This window comes from Streptomyces sp. Sge12 (assembly GCF_002080455.1).
GTDB lineage: Bacteria > Actinomycetota > Actinomycetes > Streptomycetales > Streptomycetaceae > Streptomyces.
In genome coordinates this window covers 3,360,555-3,384,185 of record NZ_CP020555.1, presented here as the reverse complement: position 1 = coordinate 3,384,185, position 23,631 = coordinate 3,360,555, and the positions used below count along the sequence as shown (strand labels likewise).

Here is a 23,631-nt window from a genome sequence, read left to right as displayed (position 1 = left end):
GCGCCTGCTGTTCTGCAACGAAACCGCCCCGGCAGCACTCTCTGTGCTGCCGGGGCGGTTCGTTTACCGCCACAAGCGGCAAATACCTGTCACAAGCGGTCATACGCGAAGCGGAAACTCGGGAGGACAACAGTGGGACGACTCTTCGGGACGGACGGTGTACGCGGCGTTGCCAACGCGGATCTGACGGCGGAGCTCGCGCTCGGCCTCTCCGTGGCGGCTGCCCACGTACTCGCCGAGGCGGGCACCTTCGAGGGCCACCGGGCCACCGCCGTGGTCGGCCGGGACCCCCGTGCCTCCGGCGAATTCCTGGAGGCCGCGGTCGTGGCGGGCCTCGCGAGCGCGGGCGTGGACGTCCTGCGCGTCGGTGTGCTGCCCACCCCGGCGGTGGCGTATCTCACCGGTGCGCTGGGCGCCGACCTCGGCGTGATGCTCTCCGCCAGCCACAACGCCATGCCCGACAACGGCATCAAGTTCTTCGCGCGCGGCGGCCACAAGCTGGCCGACGAGCTGGAGGACCGCATCGAGTCGACCTACGAGCAGCACCGCACCGGCGCCCCCTGGGACCGGCCCACCGGCTCCGGCGTGGGCCGCGTGTCCGACTACACCGAGGGCTTCGACAAGTACGTCGCCCACCTCATCGGGGTCCTCCCCAACCGCCTCGAAGGCCTGAAGGTCGTCCTCGACGAGGCGCACGGCGCGGCCGCGTACGTCTCGCCCGAGGCCTTCGCCCGGGCCGGCGCGGAGATCATCACGATCGGCGCCGAGCCCAACGGCCTCAACATCAACGACGGTTGCGGCTCCACCCACCTCGGTCTGCTCAAGGCCGCCGTGGTCGAGCACGGCGCCGACTTCGGCATCGCGCACGACGGCGACGCGGACCGCTGCCTGGCCGTGGACGGCTCCGGCGCGGAGGTCGACGGCGACCAGATCCTCGCGGTGCTGGCGCTGGCCATGCGCGAGGCCGGCCAGCTGCGCGAGAACACCGTGGTCGGCACCGTGATGTCCAACCTGGGCTTCAAGCTGGCCATGGAGGCCGAGGGCATCCAGGTCGTGCAGACCGGGGTCGGTGACCGGTACGTGCTGGAGTCGATGAAGGAGCACGGCTACGCGCTCGGCGGCGAGCAGTCCGGCCACGTGATCATCCTCGACCACGCGACCACCGGCGACGGCACGCTGACCGGCCTGCTGCTCGCCGCGCGCGTCGCGGCCACCGGCAAGTCCCTCGCCGAGCTCGCGGGCGTCATGCAGCGACTGCCGCAGGTGCTGATCAACGTTCCCGACGTGGACAAGTCCCGCGTGACCACCTCCGCCGAGCTCGCCGCGGCCGTGGCCGACGCCGAGCGCGAGCTCGGCACCACCGGACGGGTGCTGCTGCGTCCCTCCGGTACGGAGCCGCTCGTACGGGTGATGGTCGAGGCCGCGGACATCGAGCAGGCCCGCGCGGTCGCCGGCCGGCTCGCGGACGTCGTGAAGTCCGCGCTCGGCTAGACCTCAGGCCCTAAAAGCCGCTGCCAGGCCTCCGTGGCGCACCCGGTTTCCGGATCATCCGGCTCTCCTGGGTGCGCCACAGCAGTTTCCAGCACAGGAGGGTGAGCGTTCCGGCGAGGATGATGCCGCCCAGGTTCACGGCCAGCTGGATGCCCGATCCCCACATCTGCGCGAAGTCGCCGTAGCTGAGGGCCACCGCGGCGTTGGCACCCGCCGGGACGGTGGTGACGGAGATCGCCACGCCCACCAGGGCGCCGGCCTTCGCCGAGGTCAGCGACAGCATGCCGGCGACCCCGGCGAGCAGCGCGACGACGAAGGAGAACGGGTCCGGCTGCCAGATGAAGCTGGTGTTCGGCCGGGGGTTCTCGAGCATCCCCTCCTGGAACAGGCCGAACGCGGTCATCACCAGGCTGAAGAGCGTCGTCGCCGCGATCGCCACGGTGAAACCGACGGCCAGGGCGATGAGCGAGCGCAGGGCGAACTTGTACCGGCGCTGCACCAGACCGGTGCAGACGCCGGCGAGCGGGCCGAACTCCGGGCCCACCGCCATGGCGCCCACGATCAGGATCGCGTTGTCCAGGACCACACCGCAGGCCGCGATCATCGTCGCGATGACCATGAATGCGGCGTAGGTGATCGTGAGGGTCGACTCCTCGTGCGTCGATTCGGCGAGCTGCTCCCAGACCACCGCGTCGGCGGCCTCGCCGGGCGCCTCCTCCTCGGCGTCGTCGGCGCGCCTGGAGATCGACAGGTCGATGTTCTCGACGGCGATCGAACCGCTTTCGCCGATGCCGAGCGCGCGCATCTCCTGGAGCAGTTCGTCCGCCGCCTCGCGGGCGACGTCGCACAGGACGAGGTCGCCCTCGGGGTCGCGGGCGGCGCCCGGCAGCACGACCAGGTGGGTGGTTCCGACCGTTCCGTCGATCAGCGCCACCACCCGCTCGGTGAGGTGGTGCGGGGTGATCATCCGCAGATGCAGCATCCCCGCACCCTAGCCACTGGCGGCCGGGCCCGTCTCTCCGGAGGGGACGGCCTAGAGCTTGCGGAGGCTCAGCTTCTGCACCTTGTGGTCCGGCCCCTTGCGGACGACGAGGGTGGCCCGGCCGCGGGTGGGTGCCACGTTCTCCAGCAGATTGGGCCGGTTGATCGTCCGCCACATCGTCTGCGCGTACTCCATGGCCTCCTCCTCGGAGACCTGGGTGTACTTGCGGAAGTAGGAGAAGGGGTTCTGGAAGGCGGTTGCGCGCAGCTTCCGGAAGCGGCCCAGGTACCAGCGCTCGATGTCCTCGGCACGCGCGTCCACGTACACGCTGAAGTCGAAGTAGTCGGCGAGGGCGACGCGGGTGCGGCCGTCGGTGCCGGGCAGGGCCGGCTGGAGCACGTTGAGGCCCTCGACGATCAGGATGTCCGGGCGGCGCACGACGAGCTCCTCGCCGGGCACGATGTCGTAGATCAGGTGTGAGTAGACCGGGGCCCGTACCTCGTCCTTGCCGGCCTTGATGTCGGCGACGAAGCGGGTGAGCGCGCGCCGGTCGTAGGACTCCGGGAAGCCCTTGCGGGAGGTGAGCCCGCGCCGCTGGAGCTCCTTCATCGGGTACAGGAACCCGTCGGTGGTCACCAGCTCCACGCGCGGGTGCTCGGGCCAGCGGGCGAGCAGGGCCTGGAGCAGGCGGGCTACGGTGGACTTGCCCACGGCGACCGAGCCGGCGACCCCTATGACGAAGGGGGTGCCCTGCTGGGCGCCGTGCCCGTTGCCCGCGTCGCCGAGGAAGGTGTTGAGGGTGCCGCGGAGGTTGCTGGTGGCGCCCACGTAGAGGTTCAGGAGCCGGGACAGCGGCAGGTAGACGTCGCGGACCTCGTCGAGGTCGATGACGTCGCCGAGGCCCCGGAGCTGCTCCACCTCCTCGGCGGTCAGCGGCAGCGGGGTCCGCTCCCGCAGCGCGCTCCACTCGGCGCGGGTGAGGTCGACGTACGGCGAGGCGTCGGGGCCGCGGCGGTGTGCGGGGCGCGTGGGGTGCCCGTCCCGCCCGGTGCGCTCCGTTGCGTCGTCCGGCGTGCTGCTTCGTGGCGGCGAAGTGATCACACCGCCATTGTCGGGGCTCCGGGGCGGTTGTGGGTGGTGTGGTCGGTCACGTGTGCAACGGGAGAGGCGCGTGACGGTCGGGGCCCGGCCGGAACCGGGAGGGTTGCACGGCCGGTGGTTTCGATTGGAAATTCTTGGTGTCTCGCCCGGGTCACGATTGGCCGCGATCGCCGTCCGTGGCGCCCCGGTGATCCATCGCCCCGTACATTGTTGATCACCGCAGTCATCTCCACGCCCCGCTCCGAGGGGCGCGGTTCGGGCTGCCCTGTACCTGTCTTTTCCATGGGGGAGTTTTTTCGTGCGCAACGCTCTTGTCCGTCGTACCGTCCTGGCCGCCTCCGCGGTCTCCCTGGCCCTGCTGGCCACCGCCTGCGGCTCCGACAAGGCCGACACCAAGGCGGACGCCAAGCCGTCGGCCCCCGCCTCCTCGCCGGCCCCGGCCGCGGCCAAGGGCAAGACGGACGCCGAGGCCACGGCCCTGGTCGTCACCCAGGCCGATCTGCCGGACCAGATCGTCTCCGCCGAGGGCGCGGCGAAGGCCGCCACCGAATCGGCCGGGGCCACGGTCGACAAGGCCGAGTGCAAGCCGCTGATGCAGGCCCAGTCGGGCCAGAAGGTGGGCACCGCGACCGGTATCGGCCGCACGGCCACCAAGGCCAAGCCGAAGGAGGCGGCCGCCGACGCCTCGCCCGAGGACAAGCTGAAGGCGGGCCTGGAGGCGCTCGGCGCCACCCAGACGCTGGTCAGCGTCGGCTCGTACGACGCGAAGGGCGCCGAGGAGGCGTTCGCCGCCCTCAAGACCGCTGCCGCGGCCTGCTCCGGCGGCTACACGGTCACCGAGAGCGGCGAGAAGGTGAAGTACCTCGACGTCAAGCCGGGTGCCGCCGTCACCGCCGGGGACGAGGCCGCGGCCTTCACCCTGACCATGGACCTGGACGACGGCGAGAAGTCCGCCAACCACTTCGTCGTCGTGCGCAAGGGCAACGCGCTGGCCACCTTCTACGCCTTCGGCGTGACGGCGGAGCAGCCCAAGACCGTGATCGACGCCCAGGTCAAGAAGCTCGGCTGAGTCCGGCCGCCGAACAGGCCGTCAACCCCGCTCCGGCGCATTCGCCGGGGCGGGGTTTTCGTCTTGTTCGGCTACGGGGCAGACGGCCGACCACGGCGTACGCTGCGCCGTATGTGCGGAATTGTGGGTTACGTGGGAGCGCAGTCGGCGCTCGATGTGGTCATTGCCGGACTCAAGCGGCTGGAGTACCGCGGCTACGACTCGGCCGGGGTCGCCGTGCTCGCGGACGGCAGCCTCGCGGCCGCCAAGAAGGCCGGCAAACTCGTCAATCTGGAGAAGGAGCTGGTCGGGCACCCGCTGCCGGCCGGCTCCACGGGGCTGGGGCACACCCGGTGGGCGACCCACGGCGGGCCCACCGACGCCAACGCCCACCCGCACCTCGACAATTCGGGGCGCGTGGCCGTCGTACACAACGGCATCATCGAGAACTTCGCCGCGCTGCGGGCCGAACTGGCCGAGCGCGGGCACCGGCTGGAGTCCGAGACGGACACCGAGGTCGTCGCGCACCTGCTGGCGGAGCAGTTCTCGGCGACCGGCGACCTCGCGGAGGCCATGCGGCAGGTCTGCCGGCGCCTGGAAGGTGCGTTCACGCTGGTCGCGGTGCACGCCGACGAGCCGGACGTGGTGGTCGGCGCGCGCCGGAACTCGCCCCTGGTGGTGGGCGTCGGAGAGGGCGAGAACTTCCTCGCCTCGGACGTGGCCGCATTCATCGCCCACACCCGCTCCGCGATCGAGCTGGGCCAGGACCAGGTCGTCGAGCTGCGCCGCGAGGGGGTCACGGTGACCAACTTCGACGGCACGGCCGCGACCGTGCGGGCGTACCACGTGGACTGGGACGCCTCGGCGGCCGAGAAGGGGGGCTACGACTACTTCATGCTCAAGGAGATCGCCGAGCAGCCGAAGGCCGTCGCCGACACCCTCCTGGGCAGGATCGACGCGAGCGGCTCCCTGACCCTGGACGAGGTGCGCATCCCCGTCTCGGTGCTCCGCGAGGTCGACAAGGTCGTGATCGTGGCCTGCGGTACGGCCTACCACGCGGGCATGATCGCGAAGCTGGCCATCGAGCACTGGACCCGCATCCCGTGCGAGACGGAACTCGCGAGCGAGTTCCGCTACCGCGACCCGATCCTGGACCAGCGCACGCTCGTCGTCGCGATCTCCCAGTCCGGCGAGACCATGGACACCCTGATGGCGCTGCGGCACGCGCGCGAACAGGGCGCCAAGGTGCTGGCCATCTGCAACACGAACGGGTCGACGATCCCGCGCGAATCGGACGCCGTGCTCTACACGCACGCCGGCCCCGAGGTGGCCGTCGCCTCGACCAAGGCCTTCCTGACGCAACTGGTGGCCTGCTACCTGGTCGCCCTCTACCTCGGCCAGGTCCGCGGCACCAAGTGGGGCGACGAGATCGAGGCCGTGATCCGCGAGCTGTCGGACATCGCCGCGGCGGTCGACACCGTACTGGAGACCATGGAGCCGGTACGGCAACTCGCGCGCTCCCTCGCCGACAAGAACACCGTGCTCTTCCTCGGCCGCCACGTCGGCTACCCGGTGGCGCTGGAGGGCGCGCTCAAGCTCAAGGAGCTGGCGTACATGCACGCCGAGGGCTTCGCGGCGGGCGAGCTCAAGCACGGGCCGATCGCGCTCATCGAGAAGGACCTGCCGGTGGTCGTCGTCGTCCCGTCGCCGCGCGGCCGGTCGGTGCTCCACGACAAGATCGTGTCGAACATCCAGGAGATCAGGGCCCGCGGGGCGCGGACCATCGTGATCGCGGAGGAGGGCGACGAGACGGTCGTCCCCTACGCCGACCACCTGATCCGGATCCCGGCCACGCCGACGCTGCTCCAGCCGCTGGTGGCGACCGTCCCCCTCCAGGTGTTCGCGTGCGAGCTGGCGACGGCGCGCGGCAACGAGGTCGACCAGCCGCGTAACCTCGCCAAGTCGGTGACCGTGGAGTAGCGGAGCAGTAGGGCGGCCTGGGTGATTATCGGTGTGGGGATCGACGTCGCGGAGATCGATCGGTTCGGCGCGGCGCTGGAGCGCACGCCGAACCTGGCCGGACGGCTCTTCGTCGACGCCGAGTTGACGCTGCCGAGCGGCGAGCGGCGCGGAACCGCCTCGCTCGCCGCGCGGTTCGCCGCCAAAGAAGCCCTGGCCAAGGCCCTCGGTGCGCCCGCCGGCCTGCTGTGGACCGACGCCGAGGTGTACGTCGAGGAGAGCGGGCGGCCCCGGCTGCGCGTCTGCGGGACGGTGGAGGCGCGGGCGCGGGCCCTCGGCGTGAAGTCCTGGCACATCTCGCTCAGCCACGACGCCGGGGTCGCCTCGGCCGTGGTGATCGCAGAAGGGTAGGGGGCAGTCCGTGCGCACTGCTTACAGCGTGGAGACCGTACGGGGCGCCGAGCGCGAGCTGATGGCGCGGCTGCCCGAGGGCGCCCTGATGCAACGGGCGGCGGCCGGACTGGCCGCCGCCTGCGCGGGGCTCCTGCGACGAAGGCGCGGCGGCGTGTACGGGGCGCGGGTCGTGCTGCTCGTCGGCCCCGGCGACAACGGCGGCGACGCCCTGTACGCGGGCGCCCGGCTGGCCCGGCGCGGCGCCGGGGTCACCGCGGTGCCGATGGACCCCGAGCGGATGCACCCGGCCGCCCTGGCCGCGCTGCTGGCCGCCGGGGGACGGGTGGCACAGGCCGTACCCCAGCGGGCGGACCTCGTACTGGACGGGCTGCTCGGGATCGGCGGCAGGGGCGGACTGCGCCCGGCGGCCGCCGACCTGGTGGAGCGGATCCCGCCGGGGGCCCCCGTGGTCGCGGTGGACCTGCCGAGCGGCGTGGACGCGGACACCGGGGAAGTGGCGGGCCCGGCCGTCGCGGCCGACGTGACGGTGGCCTTCGGGGCGTACAAACCCGGCCTGCTGATCGACCCCGGGGCCTCCCGGGCGGGCGCGGTGCACCTCGTGGACATCGGGCTGGAACTGCCGCCCCCGGAGGTGGAGGCCCTGCAGCACGCGGACGTCGCGGGGCTGCTCCCGGAGCCGACGGCGTCGAGCGACAAGTACCGGCGGGGCGTGGTCGGGATCGTCGCCGGGTCCGCGCAGTACCCCGGTGCGGCCGTGCTGGCCGTGGCGGGAGCACTGCGCGGCGGTGCGGGCGCGGTGCGGTACGTGGGGCCGGCGGCGGACGCGGTCCTCGCCCGCTACCCGGAGACGCTGATCGGGCCCGGCCGGGTGCAGGCCTGGGTGGTCGGCCCGGGGCTGGGCGAGGGGCGTGCCGGGGAGGTGGCGGAGCTGCTGGCCGGGGACGCGGCGGTGCTGGTCGACGCGGACGGGCTGCGCGGGCTGGACCCGGCGGCGCTGCGGGCCCGGAGCGCCCCCACGCTGCTGACCCCGCACGCGGGGGAGGCGGCGGCGCTGCTCGGGGTGTCGCGGGAGTCGGTGGAGGCGGGCCGGCTGGATGCCGTACGGGTGCTGGCGCAGCAGTACGGGGCGTCGGTGCTGCTGAAGGGCTCGACGACCCTGGTCGCCTCCGGCGCCGGCGCCGTCCGGGTGAACCCGACGGGCACCCCGTGGCTGGCCACCGCCGGCAGCGGCGACGTGCTCTCCGGGCTGGCCGGGTCCCTGCTGGCGGGCGGCCTGTCCGGTGCGGACGCGGGCGCGGTGGGCGCGTACCTCCACGGCCTGGCGGCCCGCCGGGTCGGGGGCCCCCTCCTGGCCCACCAGGTGGCCGAAGCCCTCCCGGCGGCCTGGCGCGACACCCGCCACCCCTGAGGCGGGCGGCGCGGGGAGGGGCCCGCGCGGCGGCGACCGCACCCGCCCGCCCGCACCCACCCGCCGCGCCCTCCCGCGGAACGAAGCGGAGACGCGATGGCCACTTGGCCCGGCCCCCGCAGGGCCGGGCGGGGATTCTGAGAGACTGGGGGCGATGAACGAGACAGCGACGCGCGTGTACGCCGAGATCGATCTTGACGCTGTACGGGAGAACGTGCGCGCACTGCGCGAGCGGGCGCCCCGGGCCGAGTTGATGGCCGTGGTCAAGGCGAATGCCTACGGGCACGGCGCCATCGAGTGCGCCAGAGCCGCCCGGCAGGCCGGTGCCACCTGGCTCGGTACGGCCACCCCCGACGAGGCCCTGGCCCTGCGCGCCGCCGGCATCGAGGGCCGCCTCATGTGCTGGCTCTGGACCCCCGGCGGGCCCTGGCGGGAGGCCGTCGAGGCCGACCTGGACGTCTCCGTCAGCGCCATGTGGGCCCTCGACGAGGTGCGCGAGGCCGCCCGCGCGGCCGGCCGCACCGCGCGCATCCAGCTCAAGGCCGACACCGGCCTCGGCCGCAACGGCTGCCAGCCCGCCGACTGGGAGGCCCTCGTCGGCGCGGCCGTCGCCGCCCAGGCCGAGGGCACCGTCCGGGTCACCGGCGTCTGGTCGCACCTCGCCTGCGCCGACGAGCCCGGGCACCCCTCCATCCAGCTCCAGCTGGCCGCCTTCCGCGACATGCTGGCGTACGCCGAGAAGGAGGGCATCGAGCCCGAGGTCCGGCACATCGCCAACTCGCCGGCCACCCTCACCCTGCCCGAGTCCCACTTCGACCTGGTGCGCTGCGGGCTGGCCGTCTACGGCGTCTCGCCCGCACCCGAGCTCGGCACCCCGGCCCAGCTGGGTCTGCGGCCGGCGATGACCCTCAAGGCCTCCCTCGCCCTGGTCAAGACGGTCCCCGCCGGGCACGGCGTGAGCTACGGCCACCACTACGTCACCGACGCCGCGGCGAACCTCGCGCTGATCCCGGCGGGCTACGCCGACGGCATCCCGCGGCAGGCCTCCGGCCTCGGCCCCGTGCTCGTCGCCGGCAAGATCCGCCACGTCGCCGGACGCATCGCGATGGACCAGTTCGTGGTCGACTTGGACGGAGACCACGCCCGCGCAGGTGACGAGGCCGTCATCTTCGGGGACGCGGAGCGCGGTGAACCCACCGCCGAGGACTGGGCCAGGGCGGCGCACACGATCGCGTATGAGATCGTCACCCGTATCGGTGGACGTGTGCCCCGGGTGTACCTGGGCGGCTGAGCGGAGTGAGGGCGGCGGCGTGAGCGAGAACTGGCGCAAGGCCGGCTGGGCCGGCGCCGCGATCGGCGTGATAGCCGCGGGTGCGGCGGCCGGTGTCGCGGTCGAACGGATCACCGTGGGGCGCGGCATGCGCATGAAGGCGCGCCTGGCACTCGACGCGGCCGGGGACTACGGCTCCCTGCGCGGCACCCAGGGAATCTGCCGGGCCGAGGACGCCACCGAGCTCTACTACGAGGTCGACGAGCTCCCCGACGACGGCAAGCGGCGCCGGCTGCGGCGCAAGCCCGAGCCCCCCGCCACCGTCATCTTCTGCCACGGCTACTGCCTCGCCCAGGACTCCTGGCACTTCCAGCGCGCCGCCCTGCGCGGTGTGGTCCGCGCGGTCTACTGGGACCAGCGCAGCCACGGGCGCAGCGCCCGCGGCCTCGCCCAGGCGGACGGCGAGCCGCTGGGCATCGACCAGCTCGGCCGGGACCTGAAGACCGTCATCGACGCCGCCGCCCCCGAGGGGCCGCTGATCCTGGTGGGTCACTCGATGGGCGGAATGACCATCATGGGATTCGCCGAGCAGTACCCCGAGCTCGTGCGCGACCGCGTCGTCGGCGTGGCCCTGGTCGGCACCTCCAGCGGCCGCCTCGACGAGGTGACGTACGGGCTGCCCGCGGTCGGCATGGGCGCGGTGCGCCGGATCCTGCCGGGCGTGCTCAAGGCGCTCGGCTCCCAGGTGGAGCTGGTGGAGAAGGGCCGCCGGGCCACCGCCGACCTCTTCGCCGGCATGATCAAGATGTACTCGTTCGGCTCCCGGGACGTGGATCCGGGCGTCGCGCGGTTCGCCGAGCGGCTGATCGAGGCCACGCCCATCGACGTGGTCGCCGAGTTCTACCCGGCCTTCCAGACCCACGACAAGTCCGGCGCGCTCCAGCAGTTCGCGGACCTGCCGGTCACCGTCATCGCCGGGGACCGGGACATGATCACCCCGCCCGCGCACAGCGTCGCCATCAAGGAGGCGCTGCCCGGCGCCGACCTCGTGGTCCTGGAGTCCACCGGGCACCTGATGATGCTGGAACGCCCGGAAACCGTGACGCGGCTGCTCACCGAGCTGCTGGCGCGCACCGGGGCGGTGGCGGTCCCCGCAGCGACTAACGTTGGCGGGCATGGAAGAAGTACCGCTGGAAGCACAGCGCAGCCAGGCGCCGGCAGCTGAGGCCGCGGCCGGCTCGCAGACCCGGATCACCGTCGATTCCCCGGACGCGATGCAGGAGTTGGGCCGCAGGATCGCCGCCCTGCTGCGCCCCGGCGACCTCGTCCTGCTGACCGGCGAGCTGGGCGCGGGCAAGACCACGCTCACCCGCGGCCTCGGCGAGGGCCTGGGCGTGCGCGGGGCCGTTACCTCGCCGACCTTCGTCATCGCCCGCGTGCACCCCTCGCTGACCGGTGGACCGGCGCTGGTGCACGTGGACGCGTACCGGCTGGGCGGCGGGCTGGAGGAGATGGAGGACCTCGACCTCGACGTCTCGCTGCCCGAGTCCGTGGTCGTCGTGGAATGGGGCGACGGCAAGGTGGAGGAGCTCTCCGACGACCGGCTGCACGTGGTCATCGCCCGCGCGGTCGGCCACGAGGAGGTCCTGGACGACGTGCGCGAGGTCTCGGTGCGCGGGATCGGGGCGCGCTGGGGTTCCGGAGCCGGGCTGGACGCGCTGGCGGGCGCCCTCTCGGAGTAAACGTACCGACAACTCGTCGGCAAGATATTGCGCTGTCGGCAGCGCTCGTGGTGACATGGTACCGAGAGTTTCTTAGGTATGCCTAAGTACGGTGTCCCGGGTCCAGGAGGGCAGCCATGTCGGCACCAGCAGGAGCACATCGCGAACCCCGCCCGTCCGCCGTCTCCATGTGGACGCTCCTCGCCGCCGGCGTGGCCGCCACCGCCGTCTCCACACCGCCCGCCCGGGAGTGCGCCACGGGCACCGGCGGGCCGGACGACCCCGCACACGAAGAGGCCGCTCCGGAGTCCGAAGCGGCCTAGAGGGCTCCCGGGGGAACCTTGGGGAGGCTGCCGCGTTCACCCGGTCGGGTGAAGGGCGGGCCGTCCGTCAAGGAACGACGACGACCTTCGACGCGATCGTCGCGAAAGCCCACATCGCATCGCCGTCGGCACGGGTCATCCGGATACCGCCGGTCTTCTTGTTCGGGTCGGGCTCCGGCATCGCGCCGTCCGTCCGGGCACTGAAACCGACCGCCACGCCCTCCGCGGTGGCGAACCGGACGACGTGCTCGATCGGCACCCCGTCCGAGCCGGTCACGGAACCCGAGCGCGAACCGACCAGGTAGGTGCCGGCCTTCGGGTGCACCGTGCTCGGCATCACCGCGAACGACTTCGGCTCCTGCGCGGGGTCGCCCACCAGCCACACCCGCTTCTGGCCCACCGAATACACCACCCGCACCCCGGTGCCGGAACCCTCCGGCACGGCCACCGGCTTCGCCGGGTCCTGCTTGGCGGCCTGACTCGCGGCGGGAGCCGGCTCCTGCGCGGCCGCCTTCGGGGGATGCGCGGGCGCCGTGGCGGAGGCCTGGTAGCCGAGGAAGCCGACGACGGCCACCGCCGCGGCGGTGAGCCCGGCCACGATTCCCGAGCTGCTGCGTGCCACCTTGCTCCACCTCTCCGCGCCGACTGGTACCACGTTCGATACCCCGGTCGAAAGGTAGCAGCCACCCTGCTCCCAGACCGGCCGCAAGGGGCGCGGCCCCCGGAGTCGTAGGCTGTTCGCGTGCTCTTGCTCGCCGTAGATACCGCCACGCCCGCCGTCACCGTCGCCCTGCACGACGGTGAGTCCGTCGTCGCCGAGTCGAACCAGGTCGACGCCCGCCGCCACGGGGAGCTCCTGCTGCCCTCCGTGGACAAGGTCCTCGCCGAGGCCGGCACCACGCTCGAAGCCGTCACCGGCGTCGTCGTCGGCGTCGGGCCCGGCCCCTACACCGGGCTGCGCGTGGGCCTCGTCACCGCCTCCACCTTCGCCGCCGTGCTCGGCGTGCCCGTGCACGGGCTGTGCACCCTCGACGGCCTCGCGTACGCCGCCGGGGCCGCCGGCATCGAAGGCCCCTTCACCGTCGCCACCGACGCACGGCGCAAGGAGGTCTACTGGGCCCGGTACGAGGACCCGCGCACGCGCGCCGGCGAGCCCGCCGTGGACCGCCCGGCCGACATCGCCGAGCAGGTCGCGGGCATGCCCGCGGTCGGCCAGGGCGCACTCCTCTATCCCGAGGTCTTCCGGGACGCCCGCGGCCCCGAGCACCAGTCCGCCGCCGCACTGGCCTCGCTGGCCGCGGAACGACTGGCGGCCGGCCTGGAGTTCCTGCCTCCGACCCCGCTCTACCTGCGCCGGCCCGACGCGCAGGTCCCGAAGAACTACAAGGTGGTCACCCCGCAGTGACGTCCCACACGCTGCGTGAGATGCGCTGGTGGGACATCGGACCCGTGCTGGAACTGGAGCACGAGCTGTTCCCCGAGGACGCCTGGTCCGCCGGGATGTTCTGGTCCGAACTCGCCCACGCCCGAGGCCCGCAGGCCACGCGCCGCTACATCGTCGCCGAGGACGGGACGGGCCGCCTGGTCGGCTACGCCGGACTGGCCGCCGCCGGCGACCTGGCCGACGTACAGACCATCGCGGCCGCGCGCGACCAGTGGGGGACCGGGCTCGGCGCCCGGCTCCTGACCGACCTGCTGCGCGCGGCCACCGCATTCGAATGCGCCGAGGTGCTGCTGGAGGTACGGGTGGACAACACACGCGCCCAGAAGCTCTACGAGCGCTTCGGCTTCGAGCCCATCGGCTTCCGCCGCGGCTACTACCAGCCCGGCAACGTCGACGCGCTCGTCATGCGACTGACCGACCCCGCACAAGCACGAACTGAGAGCAGTGAGAGCAATGGCTGACGAACCGCTCGTCCTCGGCATCGAGACCTCCTGCGACGAGACCGGCGTCGGCGTCGTCCGCGGCACCACCCTGCTCGCGGACGCCATCGCGTCGAGCGTCGACGAGCACGCGCGCTTCGGCGGCGTCGTGCCCGAGGTGGCCTCGCGGGCCCACCTGGAGGCGATGGTCCCCACCATCGAACGCGCCCTCAAGGAAGCCGGCGTCAGCGCCCGCGACCTCGACGGCATCGCCGTCACCGCCGGCCCCGGCCTCGCGGGCGCGCTGCTCGTGGGCGTCTCGGCGGCCAAGGCCTACGCGTACGCGCTGGGCAAGCCGCTGTACGGGGTCAACCACCTGGCCTCCCACATCTGCGTCGACCAGCTGGAGCACGGCCCGCTGCCGGAGCCCACGATGGCCCTGCTGGTGTCCGGCGGCCATTCCTCGCTGCTGCTGGCCCCGGACATCACCTCCGACGTACGGCCGCTCGGCGCGACCATCGACGACGCGGCGGGCGAGGCCTTCGACAAGATCGCGCGCGTGCTCCAGCTGGGCTTCCCCGGCGGTCCGGTCATCGACCGGCTCGCGCGCGAGGGCGACCCGAAGGCGATCAACTTCCCGCGCGGGCTGACGGGCCCGCGCGACGCCGCGTACGACTTCTCGTTCTCCGGACTGAAGACGGCCGTCGCCCGCTGGATCGAGGCCAAGCGCAAGGCGGGCGAGGACGTCCCGGTGCGCGATGTGGCCGCGTCCTTCCAGGAGGCCGTGGTGGACGTGCTGACGCGCAAGGCGATCCGGGCGTGCAAGGACGAGGGCGTCGACCACCTGATGATCGGCGGCGGCGTCGCGGCCAACTCCCGGCTGCGCTCGCTGGCGCAGGAGCGGTGCGACGCGGCGGGGATCGTGCTGCGCGTACCGCGGCCGAAGCTGTGCACGGACAACGGCGCGATGGTGGCGGCGCTGGGCGCCGAGATGGTCAAGCGGAACCGGCCCGCCTCGGACTGGGACCTGTCGGCGGACTCCTCGCTCCCGGTGACGGACCCGCACGTGCCGGGCACGTCCCACGACCACGTGCACGAGCACGAACTGAGCAAGGACAACCTGTACTCGTGAGCACCGTCGCGCTGATGTGGGAGGCCCGGGCCGCCGACGGCCGGGGCAACGAACTGCTGGAGTGGGCCCGCGCCCAGGTCCTGGCCCGGGAGCCGGTGCGCCGCGAGGTGTTCCGGGCCCCGCAGGACCGGGTCCTCGTGATCACCTGGTGGGAGGCCGCCGAGGGCGTGGCGGCGGACCTCCCCGAACTGCCCGAGCCCGCGGCCGACCTGATCACGCGTGCGGTGCACCGCTGGCGTTTCGAGTCGGTGCAGGTGGACCAAGCCTGACCGAAGCCACCGCCCCGGGGACGCCCGCCCGCCCGGCCCGGGTGGCGCCGGGCCCGCGTTTCAACCGTCGAGCGTCGCCGCAGGCGGGCCGGCAGGCGGGACCGCCGGGGCGCCGATCAGCATCGACGGAGCCCCCGCCACCCGGGTCAGGAAGACGGTCGCCGAGTTCGGCCCCTGCGGCTTGACCTTCCGGCGCAGTTCCTCGGGCTCGATCGCCGAGCCGCGCTTCTTCACGGTCAGGATCCCGACCCCGCGCTCGCGCAGCAGCGCCTTCAGCTTCTTCAGGCCGAAGGGCAGCACGTCGGTGATCTCGTACGCCGTCGCGTACGGCGTCGCGCGCAGCTCGTCGGCGGTGACGTAGGCGATGGTCGGGTCGATCAGCCGGCCGTCCAGCTGCTCGGCGACCTCGGCGACCAGGTGGGCGCGGATGACGGCGCCGTCGGGCTCGTAGAGCCAGCGGCCGACCGGCCCGGCCGCCGGGTCGGGCAGCGGATCGGCGGTGTGCAGCCCGCGCGGCCCGGGGAGCAGGGTGGCGCGCACGGTTCCCGGCGCGGTCCCGAACCAGAGCACGGCCTCCTTGACGTCCCCCTGGTCGGAGATCCACTCGGCCTCGGCCTCCGCCGGCACGGCCTCGTGCGGGATCCCCGGTGCGATCTTGATGGCGGCGTACTTCGCCGCCCGGGCCGTCTCCACCGCCCACGACAGCGGCGGCGAGTACGACTCGGGGTCGAAGATCCGGCCGCGCCCCCCGCGCCGGGCCGGGTCGATGAAGACGGCGTCGTAGCCGGAGGTGTCCACCTCCGTCACGTCCGCCTCCCGGACCTCGATCAGGTCCGCCAGCCCCAGTGCCTCGGCATTGGCCCGGGCGACGGCGACGGTGAGGGGGTCGTGGTCCACCGCGAGCACCCGGATGCCGAGCCGGGCCAGCGCGAGGGCGTCCCCGCCGATCCCGCAGCACAGGTCCGCGAGGCTGCGTACGCCGAGGGCCGCGAGCCGTTCGGCCCGGTACGAGGCCACGGACGCGCGGGTGGCCATCTCGCCGCCGCCGGGCGTGAAGTACATCCGGAAGGCGTCCTCCGCGCCGAACTTCGCCACCGCGCGCTGCCGCAGCCGGGCCTGACCGAGCGCGGCGGAGACCAGCCCGGCGGGGTGCTCGCGGCGCAGCCGGGTGGCGACGGCCAGCTCCTGGGCGGGGTCGTAGTCGCGGAGCGAGTCGAGGAGGGCGCGGCCCTCGGGGGCGAGGAGCGCGGCGAAGTCTTCGGGGGTCACGGCTCCATTGTCGGCGACGGGCGGGACCCGGACGGTGTGGGCCAGTCGAAGGAAGGTGGGACCGCGTTCGCGGTGTCTTCCCGGGAGCCCGTGTGTCGGGTGCCAGGATGCGCAGCTATGCAGCTAGTACGACAAAAGGGAAATAAGTCGCAACAAGGTCACCGGTACGCGGCGGGTCCGCGCGGCCGGTTCGGGGTGGCCGTCGCAGCCCTGCTCGTCGCCGCCCTCGGAACGGCCTGCGGATCCGGGGACTCCGGTCCGGACAAGGCCGCGAAGGAGAAGGCCGCCAAGGCTGCGGAAGCGGGCGCGGCGGGCGCGCTCAGCGCCGCCGAGAAGGCCAAGGCGGCCCAGCAGGCGCGCGTCGTCGCGGCGAAGAAGTGGGGTCTGCGCAAGACCCCGCTCGCCGCCCCGCCGGCGCCGAAGGAGAAGCCGGAGATCACCACGCGCGACGGCTTCGAGGTGGAGGACCAGGAGGAGTACCCCCACGTCTTCACCACCGTCCCGACCGAGGACAAGGTCGTCTTCCTGACGATCGACGACGGCTCGGAGAAGGACCCCGAGTTCCTGAAGATGATGCAGGAGCTCAAGATCCCGTACACGGCCTTCCTCAGCGACTACGTCGTACGGGACAACTACCCGTACTTCAAGAAGATGCAGGCCGCGGGCGTCACCCTGAACAACCACACGCTCAACCACCGCTACATGCCGGGCCTGTCGTACGAGCAGCAGCGCGAGGAGATCTGCGGCCAGCAGGACACCATCCAGAAGCAGTTCGGCAAGCGGCCGACCCTCTTCCGGCCGCCGTACGGCAACTACAACCAGGACACGCTGCGCGCGGCGAAGTCCTGCGGCATCAAGGCGGTCCCGCTGTGGAACGCGGAGGCGTTCACCAACCGGATGGACTACCGGGAGTGGGACCGCGACCTGCACCCCGGTGACATCATCCTCACGCACTTCCGCGGCAAGGAGGACTGGAAGGGCACGATGCCTGACATGATCCGTCATGTCATGAAGACCGTCACGGACAAGGGATACGCCGTGGCTCGCCTGGAGGACTATCTGTGAAGCACGCGCGCCGGTTGGTAGCCGGAACGCTGGCGGCCGGCGCGCTCGCGCTGTCCCTGACGGGGTGCGGGGACAACGTCGACACCACCGAACGACTGGGCCGCAAGACGGCGGAGGCGACACCGGACGCCGGTGGCGCCACGCCGTCCGCGGCCCCGTCCGGCGCTACGCCGGCGCCCGGGGGCGCATCCGACGAGGCGTACAAGAAGTGGGGCCTGACGGCCCCCCTCCAGTACGCGCCCAAGCCGGCCCGGAAGCCCCAGATCCCGAAGCCGACCGCGGGCAAGGTCCCGGTGATAGACCGAATACCCGTCGCGCCGGACGACAAGGTCGTCTTCCTGACCTTCGACGACGGAGCCGAGAAGGACCCCGAGTTCCTGAAGATGGCGGCCGACCTCAAGCTGCCGATCAGCATGTTCCTCACGGACAACGTGGCCTCGTCGGACTACGGACACTTCGAGAAGCTCCGCGACAACGGCTCGGCGAGCACGATAAACAACCACACGCTGTCGCACCCGAACCTTCGCACCCTGTCCTTCGAAGGGCAGAAGAAGGAGATATGCGGCCAGCAGGACCGCCTGGAGAAGCGCTTCGGCCAGCGCCCGCCGCTGTTCCGCCCGCCCTTCGGCAACTACAACGACGACACCCTCCGGGCAGCCTCGGAGTGCGGAGTCTCGTCCCTGGTCCTGTGGCGCGTGTCGATGCAGATCAACAACTTCCAGTACGCCGAGGGCTCCGCCCTCAAACCGGGCGACATCGTCCTCGCCCACTTCCGCGGCCCCGGCGAACTCAAGGGCACGACGGAAACCCAGATGACGACCCGCATGCTCCAGCGCATCCAGGAACAGGGCTACCGCATAGGCCGCCTGGAGGACTACCTGTAGGGCGGGCGGGATCCACTGGGGCGGCGTTGGCGGGCGGGAGCCACTCGACCGGTAGTCAGGGACGCGTATGGGGGTTTCCCGTCAGTCTCATCGTCTCTCCGTGTCGGGCCGGTCCCTCAAGGGCGCTCCTCCTTCGTCGTCGCGTCGCTTCGCGATGGCCTTCGGCCACCCTTGACCGACCGTCCCGCCCCGGACATACGAAGACTGCCGGGAAACCCCCAAAGGAACGGGCCGGGGGATTCTTTTCAGGGACGGGCACGCCAGAGAACCGCGAGCGGGCCCGGGGCGCGCCAGATCGCTACGCGCTTCGCACGTATCAGCGTCCGACGACCGTCCGGGGCTGGACATAAACCGCCATCAATCGCTACGCGCTCCTCCATGACCGCCTCCGACGCTTGCCCTGGGCTGATCACGGGCTTCGGAAGGTGCGGCCCGGTCGACGGGCTCGACGTTGGCGACGGAGGTGGAGAATTCACGCCCGGACGCGCCGCGGATGCAGGCGAGTTCCACCCGGTGCTCTGTGCGGCCAAGGGACTCGTGTGTGGGCCCGCAGCCGCCGCTTCGTGCTGGACGGCAAACCGGTGCTCTTCGCGGTGTCGCACCTGCCGTCGGACATCGTTGCGGACTCGGCCGTCACCCAGGTCGACACCGGTCCCGGCGGGACGTACGCACGTCTGGCGGAGCTGGGGCACGCGCCCGTCCACTTCCGGGAGGAGATCCGCTGCCGGATGCCTTCGGCGGACGAGGCCGAGCGGCTGTCACTCTCCATCGGCACGCCGGTCGTCCGGATCGTCCGCACGGCGTTCGCCGAGGGCGGGCGGGTCGTCGAGGTCAACGAGATGACTCTCGACTCCGCTTCCTACGTGCTGGAGTACGGCTTCGACGCCTAGAAGGGCGGAGTGTCGCTGTAAGCCGTCGGCCGGGGTGGTGGGGTGCGGGGGCGGGGTGTGCGAAGGAGGGTCACCGCCTCCTCGACGCGGCCCAGCTCCACCAGGGCCGGGCCGAGGGGCCACCGGTGGTCCAGGCGGTCCGTGTCCAGCAGGGCGATGGCCTCCTCCGGGTGCCCGGCGTCGATCAGCAGGCAGGCCAGGCTCTCCGTTGCGTACCAGCTGCCGCCCTCGGGGTGGGCGCGGGCCTCCGCCAGCGCTTCGTCGAGCCGGCCGCAGGCGGCCATCAGCGGCCCGCGCAGCCGGAACAGTTCCCATTCCTCCTCGCCCCGACGGGCCTTGAGCGCGTCCAGGTGGGCGAGGCCCTCCTCGGCTCGCCCCTCGGCCGCGAACAGCTTGCACAGCAGGTCGACGACCCAGTCCTCGGCGCTGTCCGGGGCGCGCATGACCTCGATGGCCTCGGCGCCCCGCCCGTGCCGGGCCAAGAGCTCCGCGAGGAGTACCGCCGTGTTCAGGCGGTCCTCCTCCCCATGCTTCCGGTACACGTCGACCGCGCCCGCCACGTCGCCGCGCTCCTCCAGCAGCTCTGCGAGCCGGCGGAGCGCCTCGTGCGTGCCCGGACCGGCCACGTAGGCGCGCAGTTCGTCGATCCGGTCGTGCCGGACCAGCAGTTCGGCCAGCGGGTCGCGGTTGTTGACGACCGTGGCGCCGGGCGAGTGCAGCACCGCGATCGCCTCGTCCGTACGGCCCTGCTTCTCGCGCACGAGCGCCAGGAGGTTCACCGCGTTGAACGGCTCCATGTACGGCCTGCCGCACTCCGGACTTCCGCAATGGGCGCACGGCATACCAGGCGCTCTGCAGGCCTCCAGCAGCTCCGCGACCTCGTCGCCGCGCCCCAGCCCGACGCCCACCTCGACCAGTGCCTCGGCGAGCATCCAGTCGGTGACGTGCGGCAGGAGCAGCTCGTACGCCTCCTCCCCCTGCCCGTGGCGGGCCAGCAGCAGCGCCAGGTCGTGCAGGGCCGACAGCTCGCCCTGCGACGCGAAGGGGCGGACGAGGGCGACGGCCTCCTCGCCCCGGCCCCCGGCGTCCAGCAGCCGCGCGGCCTCCGCGGCCGCCGTCCACCAGCCGGTGGCGACGTACGGGGCCAGTACCTCAAGGGCCTCGTCCAACTCTCCGCGGCCGGCCAGGAGACGCGCCCAGGCGCGGGCGCAGAACCAGTCGCCGTCCTCCGCCACGGCCTGCCTGCGGACCACTTCGGCGTGCCCGAGGGCGAGGAGGCGGTCGACGAGGTCCGGGGGCACGCACTCGTCGTGCATGTTGGTTCTGCGGTGGAGTACGGCGGCGTCCATAGCCGCACCCTAAAGGGCGCTCGTCCGACCCCCTTCCGGTGATTGCCGGGCGCCCCGCGAGCCGACCACGGGCCGCACCGGGTACGCCTCTCCGCACCGACCATGCCGAGCCCATTCAGGAGATCAACCATGTACGCAGCAGTGCGGCGGTACGAAGGCGTGACCGACCCGGCCGAGGCCGGACGCCTCGTCGACGAGGGGTTCGTGCCGATCATGCGCCAGGTTCCGGGATTCGTGGCGTACTACTGGGTCGATGCCGGTGGCGGGGTGATGGTGTCCACCAGCGTCTTCCGGGACCGGGCAGGGATCGACGAATCGATCGCCAGGGCGGCGCAATTCGTACGCGACAACCTGGCCCAGTTCCTGCCCAACCCGCCGCAGGTCACGGCGGGCGAGGTGGTTGCCTCGGCCTGACGCCTGCACTCCCTGCCGCCTGACAGGGAGATACCCGCCCCGGACGACCGCCGGACGCTGAGACGTGCGAAGCGCGTAGCGATCTGGCGCGCCCCGGGCCTGCTCGCGGGTCTCTGGCTACCGCCCCAGTGGCTCCCGCTCACTGCCGCCCGGCCTCGCTTCCGCGCTCACCAGTGGGGTGATGGTGGTTTCTGCCGGGCCGTGGGTGTCCGCCTCGCGTTGGCGTTCTGCGCTGTCGCTGATGCGGAGGAGCAGGGCGATCATGATCCAGTTGGCCAGGAGTGAGGAGCCGCCCTTGGCCAGGAAGGGGAGGGCCTTGCCCGTCAGGGGGATCAGGCCCGTCACGCCGCCCGCGACCACGAAGACCTGGAGGGCCAGCGCCGCGGCCAGGCCCACGGCGAGCAGTTTGCCGAACGGGTCGCGGGCCCCGAGCGCCATGCGGAGTCCCCGCTGCACGAGGAGTGCGTAGAGGATCAGTACGGCCATGACCCCGGCCAGGCCCAGCTCCTCGCCCACCGTGGTCAGGATGAAGTCGCTGCGTCCGGCGAACGCGATCAGCTCGGGGTGGCCCATGCCGAGGCCCGTGCCCGAGATGCCGCCCGTGCCGAAGCTGAACAGGGCCTGCGCCGACTGGTCGGAGGTGACCCCGGCCGGGCGGTTCTCCCAGTAGTAGGACAACGGGTTGAGCCAGGCGGCCACGCGCGCCTTCACGTGCGGCTCCGTCGAGCCGACCACGAAGGCGCCCGCCGCGGCCATGAGCAGGCCGCAGACGATCCAGCTGGTGCGTTCGGTGGCGACGTACAGCATCACCACGAAGACACCGAAGAAGATCAGCGAGGTGCCGAGGTCGCGTTCGAAGACCAGGACCAGCATCGAGACGATCCACACCGTGACGATCGGACCGAGCTGACGCATCGGGGGCAGTCGCATGCCCAGGAACCGGCGGCCCGTCAGGGCGAGGGAGTCGCGGTGGACGACCAGGTATCCGGCGAAGAAGATCGCGATCATGATCTTGACGAACTCGCCGGGCTGGAGCGAGAAGCCGAAGAGTTTGATCCAGCGCTTCGCGCCGTAGGTGTCCGCGCCGAAGAAGGCCGGCGCGATCAGCAGCACCAGCGCGACGGCCATCGTGATGTAGATGAAGCGTTGCAGCAGCCGGTGGTCGCGCAGCAGCGCCAGTACGAGCAGGCAGGCGGCGACCCCGACCACCGTCCACATCAGCTGGCCGGGGGCGTTCGCGTCCGAGTTGTAGCGCTCGATGTAGCCCTGGTCGAGGCGGTGCAGCAGCACCAGGCCGAGGCCGGTCAGCAGCATCGCGAGCGGGAGGATCAGCGGATCCGCGTAGGCCGCGAAGCGGCGCACGCCCAGGTGCCCCACCAGGGACAGCAAGGTCATGCTGATGGTGAACCCGGCGAGGTTGGGCGGCAGCTCGTCGTTCATGGCGAGGCCTGCGGCGGCGTGGCCGAAGACGGCGATGGCGATGACGAAGAGCAGGAGCAGCGCCTCGGTGCGCCGGCGGGCGACCGCCGTCGTCAGGGGTTTCAGTCCACGCACGGGATGCCGCCACCGTCCCTGGAAGCGGGCGGCGAGGGCGGTGAGGACGGTGAGGGTGGCGACGACGGCGACGGCGCCGCCGGTGAGGACGGTGCGCCGGGGCCGGGGGAGGCCTTCGGTCCGATCTGCTCGGTAATGAGGCGCTTTATCTTCATATCATCTACGACGTTGATGTCCTCCCCATGGTTCCTTCCGAAGCCTTCGATGGGAAGTGTCGTGAATTGGACCTTCCCCCCGGACAGGTTCTTGGCCTGCTTCACGAACGCCAGCAGATCCCAGCCCTCGTCCGTCACCACGTCCTGTTTCGCGGCATCGATCAGCTTGATCAGCTTCGCCGGATCGGTGAAGGTCCCGGCCGAGTTCAGCTTCTTCGTCGCCCCCGCCAGGAAGGCCTGCTGCCGCTTCGTCCGGTCCAGGTCACCCCTCTCCAGGCCGTGCCGCTGCCGTACGAAGGCGAGCGACTGCCGGCCGTCGAGCGTCTGCGGCCCCGCCGGGAAGTCGGCGCCCGAGTACGAGTCCTTCACCGCCCTGTTCAGGCACACCGGTACGCCGCCCAGCGCGTCCGCGAGGTGGTAGAAACCGGCCAGGTTCAGCTCGGCGAAGTGATCGATCGGGACCCCCAGGAAGTTCCGCACCGTCTCGATCTGCGCGGCGCGTCCCGCCTCCCGGCCGTCCCGCTCCAACTGCCGTACGTCCGTGACCCCCTGCGCGGCGAGCTGCTCCTGCTTCTTCTCCTTCGCCAGCCCGTACGCCTTCTTGATCTTGTCCTTGCCGTGGCCGGGTATGTCGACGAAGTCGTCGCGCGGGACCGAGAAGGCCTTCGCCCGGCTCCCGTCCCCGGGCACGTGCAGCAGGATCAGGGTGTTCGCGTTGTAGCCGCCGATGTCCGAGCTGCCGGCGTGCAGCTTGTCGAGGACCTCCTCCGGCAGTTTCTCGCCGTTCCGGTCCCGCCGGCTGTCCAGCCCCACCAGCAGGATGTTGCTGTCGCCGGACTTCGACTTCTCCGCGCCTTCGAGAGCCTTGGAACTGCCGATACCGGCCGCGAGGTCGCGGTACAGGTACCAGGCGCCCCCTCCCGCCAGGGCTCCCAGCGCGCACCCGGTGACCAGCAGCGTGCGGACCGCGCGCCGTCGGCGGGACGGGCGGCGGGATCGTGTCGTCGGCTTCCTCCGGTGCGCGCTCATACCTGCCGATGCTGACGGAGGTCCGCTGAAGGAATCCTGAG

23 protein-coding genes and 1 pseudogene are annotated in these 23,631 nt (G+C 72.1%); 17 read left to right on the top strand and 7 right to left on the bottom strand.

Annotated elements, in window-relative coordinates:
* Nucleotides 1-132: 132 nt before the first annotated feature.
* Nucleotides 133-1,491 (top strand): phosphoglucosamine mutase, encoded by a 1,359-nt coding sequence (glmM, locus tag B6R96_RS14755; protein WP_030388850.1) that lies wholly within the window; start codon nucleotides 133-135, stop codon nucleotides 1,489-1,491.
* Between the two features lie 10 nt (nucleotides 1,492-1,501).
* Here glmM and B6R96_RS14750 read toward each other — a convergent pair whose 3' ends face one another.
* Together B6R96_RS14750 and coaA are read right to left on the bottom strand one after the other, a co-directional pair.
* Nucleotides 1,502-2,473 carry a DUF389 domain-containing protein gene (locus B6R96_RS14750; RefSeq protein WP_081522675.1) on the bottom strand — a complete coding sequence of 324 codons (972 nt, stop codon included), beginning with the start codon at nucleotides 2,471-2,473 and terminating at the stop codon, nucleotides 1,502-1,504.
* Between the two features lie 51 nt (nucleotides 2,474-2,524).
* A complete protein-coding gene (gene coaA, locus B6R96_RS14745) occupies nucleotides 2,525-3,574 on the bottom strand; it encodes a type I pantothenate kinase (protein WP_081522674.1) in 1,050 nt (349 codons plus the stop codon).
* 298 nt (nucleotides 3,575-3,872) lie between these two features.
* Between coaA and B6R96_RS14740 the strand changes: the two genes are divergently transcribed.
* The 8 genes from B6R96_RS14740 to B6R96_RS36810 all read left to right on the top strand — a co-directional run bounded on the left by B6R96_RS14740 (nucleotide 3,873) and on the right by B6R96_RS36810 (nucleotide 11,717).
* Nucleotides 3,873-4,643, top strand: a complete 771-nt coding sequence (locus B6R96_RS14740) for a hypothetical protein (RefSeq protein ID WP_081522673.1) — start codon at nucleotides 3,873-3,875, stop codon at nucleotides 4,641-4,643.
* Nucleotides 4,644-4,754: 111 nt separating this feature from the next.
* Complete coding sequence (gene glmS / locus B6R96_RS14735; protein ID WP_030388846.1) at nucleotides 4,755-6,602, top strand: glutamine--fructose-6-phosphate transaminase (isomerizing); 1,848 nt, start codon at nucleotides 4,755-4,757, stop codon at nucleotides 6,600-6,602.
* 21 nt (nucleotides 6,603-6,623) lie between these two features.
* Nucleotides 6,624-6,992 carry a holo-ACP synthase gene (locus B6R96_RS14730; RefSeq protein WP_030388845.1) on the top strand — a complete coding sequence of 123 codons (369 nt, stop codon included), beginning with the start codon at nucleotides 6,624-6,626 and terminating at the stop codon, nucleotides 6,990-6,992.
* A gap of 10 nt (nucleotides 6,993-7,002) precedes the next feature.
* Entirely contained in the window at nucleotides 7,003-8,403 is a 1,401-nt protein-coding gene (locus B6R96_RS14725; RefSeq protein WP_081522672.1) for an NAD(P)H-hydrate epimerase, read from the top strand.
* Between the two features lie 154 nt (nucleotides 8,404-8,557).
* The gene (gene alr, locus B6R96_RS14720) at nucleotides 8,558-9,694 is read left to right on the top strand and encodes an alanine racemase (protein ID WP_081522671.1); all 1,137 of its coding nucleotides are present in this window, start codon (nucleotides 8,558-8,560) and stop codon (nucleotides 9,692-9,694) included.
* Nucleotides 9,639-10,898, top strand: a complete 1,260-nt coding sequence (locus tag B6R96_RS14715; protein ID WP_079405840.1) for an alpha/beta fold hydrolase — start codon at nucleotides 9,639-9,641, stop codon at nucleotides 10,896-10,898. Before alr ends, B6R96_RS14715 begins: the two co-directional genes overlap by 56 nt.
* Nucleotides 10,849-11,415, top strand: a complete 567-nt coding sequence (gene tsaE / locus B6R96_RS14710) for a tRNA (adenosine(37)-N6)-threonylcarbamoyltransferase complex ATPase subunit type 1 TsaE (protein WP_053705437.1) — start codon at nucleotides 10,849-10,851, stop codon at nucleotides 11,413-11,415. Before B6R96_RS14715 ends, tsaE begins: the two co-directional genes overlap by 50 nt.
* 116 nt (nucleotides 11,416-11,531) lie before the next feature.
* Nucleotides 11,532-11,717 carry a hypothetical protein gene (locus B6R96_RS36810; RefSeq protein ID WP_107475520.1) on the top strand — a complete coding sequence of 62 codons (186 nt, stop codon included), beginning with the start codon at nucleotides 11,532-11,534 and terminating at the stop codon, nucleotides 11,715-11,717.
* 67 nt (nucleotides 11,718-11,784) lie between these two features.
* Here B6R96_RS36810 and B6R96_RS14705 read toward each other — a convergent pair whose 3' ends face one another.
* Nucleotides 11,785-12,339, bottom strand: coding sequence for a hypothetical protein (locus tag B6R96_RS14705; protein WP_053171196.1), 555 nt, complete (start codon nucleotides 12,337-12,339; stop codon nucleotides 11,785-11,787).
* Nucleotides 12,340-12,459: 120 nt separating this feature from the next.
* Between B6R96_RS14705 and tsaB the strand changes: the two genes are divergently transcribed.
* Genes tsaB through B6R96_RS14685 form a run of 4 tightly spaced genes read left to right on the top strand, consistent with a single transcriptional unit; the run spans nucleotide 12,460 to nucleotide 14,981 of the window.
* A complete protein-coding gene (tsaB, locus tag B6R96_RS14700) occupies nucleotides 12,460-13,122 on the top strand; it encodes a tRNA (adenosine(37)-N6)-threonylcarbamoyltransferase complex dimerization subunit type 1 TsaB (RefSeq protein ID WP_053705439.1) in 663 nt (220 codons plus the stop codon).
* Between the two features lie 20 nt (nucleotides 13,123-13,142).
* Entirely contained in the window at nucleotides 13,143-13,622 is a 480-nt protein-coding gene (gene rimI / locus B6R96_RS14695; protein WP_037861138.1) for a ribosomal protein S18-alanine N-acetyltransferase, read from the top strand.
* Nucleotides 13,615-14,712 carry a tRNA (adenosine(37)-N6)-threonylcarbamoyltransferase complex transferase subunit TsaD gene (gene tsaD, locus B6R96_RS14690; protein WP_081522670.1) on the top strand — a complete coding sequence of 366 codons (1,098 nt, stop codon included), beginning with the start codon at nucleotides 13,615-13,617 and terminating at the stop codon, nucleotides 14,710-14,712. Before rimI ends, tsaD begins: the two co-directional genes overlap by 8 nt.
* Nucleotides 14,709-14,981, top strand: a complete 273-nt coding sequence (locus B6R96_RS14685; protein ID WP_237291427.1) for a hypothetical protein — start codon at nucleotides 14,709-14,711, stop codon at nucleotides 14,979-14,981. Before tsaD ends, B6R96_RS14685 begins: the two co-directional genes overlap by 4 nt.
* 60 nt (nucleotides 14,982-15,041) lie before the next feature.
* Here the strand turns inward: B6R96_RS14685 and B6R96_RS14680 are convergent, their stop codons facing one another.
* Nucleotides 15,042-16,250 (bottom strand): class I SAM-dependent methyltransferase, encoded by a 1,209-nt coding sequence (locus B6R96_RS14680; RefSeq protein WP_053171188.1) that lies wholly within the window; start codon nucleotides 16,248-16,250, stop codon nucleotides 15,042-15,044.
* 195 nt (nucleotides 16,251-16,445) lie between these two features.
* On the opposite strand from B6R96_RS14680, the gene B6R96_RS14675 reads away from it, so the two are divergent.
* The 3 genes and pseudogenes from B6R96_RS14675 to B6R96_RS14665 form a co-directional block, all read left to right on the top strand.
* Nucleotides 16,446-17,315: a polysaccharide deacetylase family protein gene (locus tag B6R96_RS14675; protein ID WP_237291426.1), complete on the top strand. Its 870-nt coding sequence runs from the start codon at nucleotides 16,446-16,448 to the stop codon at nucleotides 17,313-17,315.
* A complete protein-coding gene (locus B6R96_RS14670; protein WP_237291425.1) occupies nucleotides 17,312-18,199 on the top strand; it encodes a polysaccharide deacetylase family protein in 888 nt (295 codons plus the stop codon). Before B6R96_RS14675 ends, B6R96_RS14670 begins: the two co-directional genes overlap by 4 nt.
* A gap of 530 nt (nucleotides 18,200-18,729) precedes the next feature.
* Nucleotides 18,730-19,089: pseudogene (locus tag B6R96_RS14665) on the top strand (UTRA domain-containing protein); the annotation flags it as partial.
* On the opposite strand, the gene B6R96_RS14660 reads toward B6R96_RS14665, so the two are convergent.
* Nucleotides 19,086-20,438 carry a tetratricopeptide repeat protein gene (locus B6R96_RS14660; RefSeq protein ID WP_081522668.1) on the bottom strand — a complete coding sequence of 451 codons (1,353 nt, stop codon included), beginning with the start codon at nucleotides 20,436-20,438 and terminating at the stop codon, nucleotides 19,086-19,088. The pseudogene B6R96_RS14665 and the gene B6R96_RS14660 overlap by 4 nt on opposite strands.
* 129 nt (nucleotides 20,439-20,567) lie before the next feature.
* Between B6R96_RS14660 and B6R96_RS14655 the strand changes: the two genes are divergently transcribed.
* On the top strand, nucleotides 20,568-20,852 hold the full coding sequence (locus B6R96_RS14655; RefSeq protein WP_053169722.1) for a hypothetical protein: 285 nt from the start codon (nucleotides 20,568-20,570) through the stop codon (nucleotides 20,850-20,852).
* Nucleotides 20,853-20,969: 117 nt separating this feature from the next.
* Here B6R96_RS14655 and B6R96_RS14650 read toward each other — a convergent pair whose 3' ends face one another.
* Nucleotides 20,970-22,406, bottom strand: a complete 1,437-nt coding sequence (locus tag B6R96_RS14650) for an FtsW/RodA/SpoVE family cell cycle protein (protein ID WP_051779974.1) — start codon at nucleotides 22,404-22,406, stop codon at nucleotides 20,970-20,972.
* On the bottom strand, nucleotides 22,394-23,590 hold the full coding sequence (locus tag B6R96_RS14645; protein ID WP_081522667.1) for an LCP family protein: 1,197 nt from the start codon (nucleotides 23,588-23,590) through the stop codon (nucleotides 22,394-22,396). The genes B6R96_RS14650 and B6R96_RS14645 overlap by 13 nt, the downstream gene beginning before the upstream one ends.
* Between the last annotated feature and the right edge of the window lie 41 nt (nucleotides 23,591-23,631).

Excerpts from the sequence above, each read along its gene's own strand:
- B6R96_RS14750 (WP_081522675.1), bottom strand. The coding sequence starts at position 2,473 with ATGCTGCATCTGCGGATGATCACCCCGCACCACCTCACCGAGCGGGTG.
- glmS (WP_030388846.1), top strand. The coding sequence starts at position 4,755 with ATGTGCGGAATTGTGGGTTACGTGGGAGCGCAGTCGGCGCTCGATGTG.
- alr (WP_081522671.1), top strand. The coding sequence starts at position 8,558 with ATGAACGAGACAGCGACGCGCGTGTACGCCGAGATCGATCTTGACGCT.
- B6R96_RS14715 (WP_079405840.1), top strand. The coding sequence starts at position 9,639 with ATGAGATCGTCACCCGTATCGGTGGACGTGTGCCCCGGGTGTACCTGG.
- tsaE (WP_053705437.1), top strand. The coding sequence starts at position 10,849 with ATGGAAGAAGTACCGCTGGAAGCACAGCGCAGCCAGGCGCCGGCAGCT.
- B6R96_RS36810 (WP_107475520.1), top strand. The coding sequence starts at position 11,532 with ATGTCGGCACCAGCAGGAGCACATCGCGAACCCCGCCCGTCCGCCGTC.
- rimI (WP_037861138.1), top strand. The coding sequence starts at position 13,143 with ATGCGCTGGTGGGACATCGGACCCGTGCTGGAACTGGAGCACGAGCTG.
- tsaD (WP_081522670.1), top strand. The coding sequence starts at position 13,615 with ATGGCTGACGAACCGCTCGTCCTCGGCATCGAGACCTCCTGCGACGAG.
- B6R96_RS14660 (WP_081522668.1), bottom strand. The coding sequence starts at position 20,438 with ATGGACGCCGCCGTACTCCACCGCAGAACCAACATGCACGACGAGTGC.
- B6R96_RS14655 (WP_053169722.1), top strand. The coding sequence starts at position 20,568 with ATGTACGCAGCAGTGCGGCGGTACGAAGGCGTGACCGACCCGGCCGAG.
- B6R96_RS14645 (WP_081522667.1), bottom strand. The coding sequence starts at position 23,590 with ATGAGCGCGCACCGGAGGAAGCCGACGACACGATCCCGCCGCCCGTCC.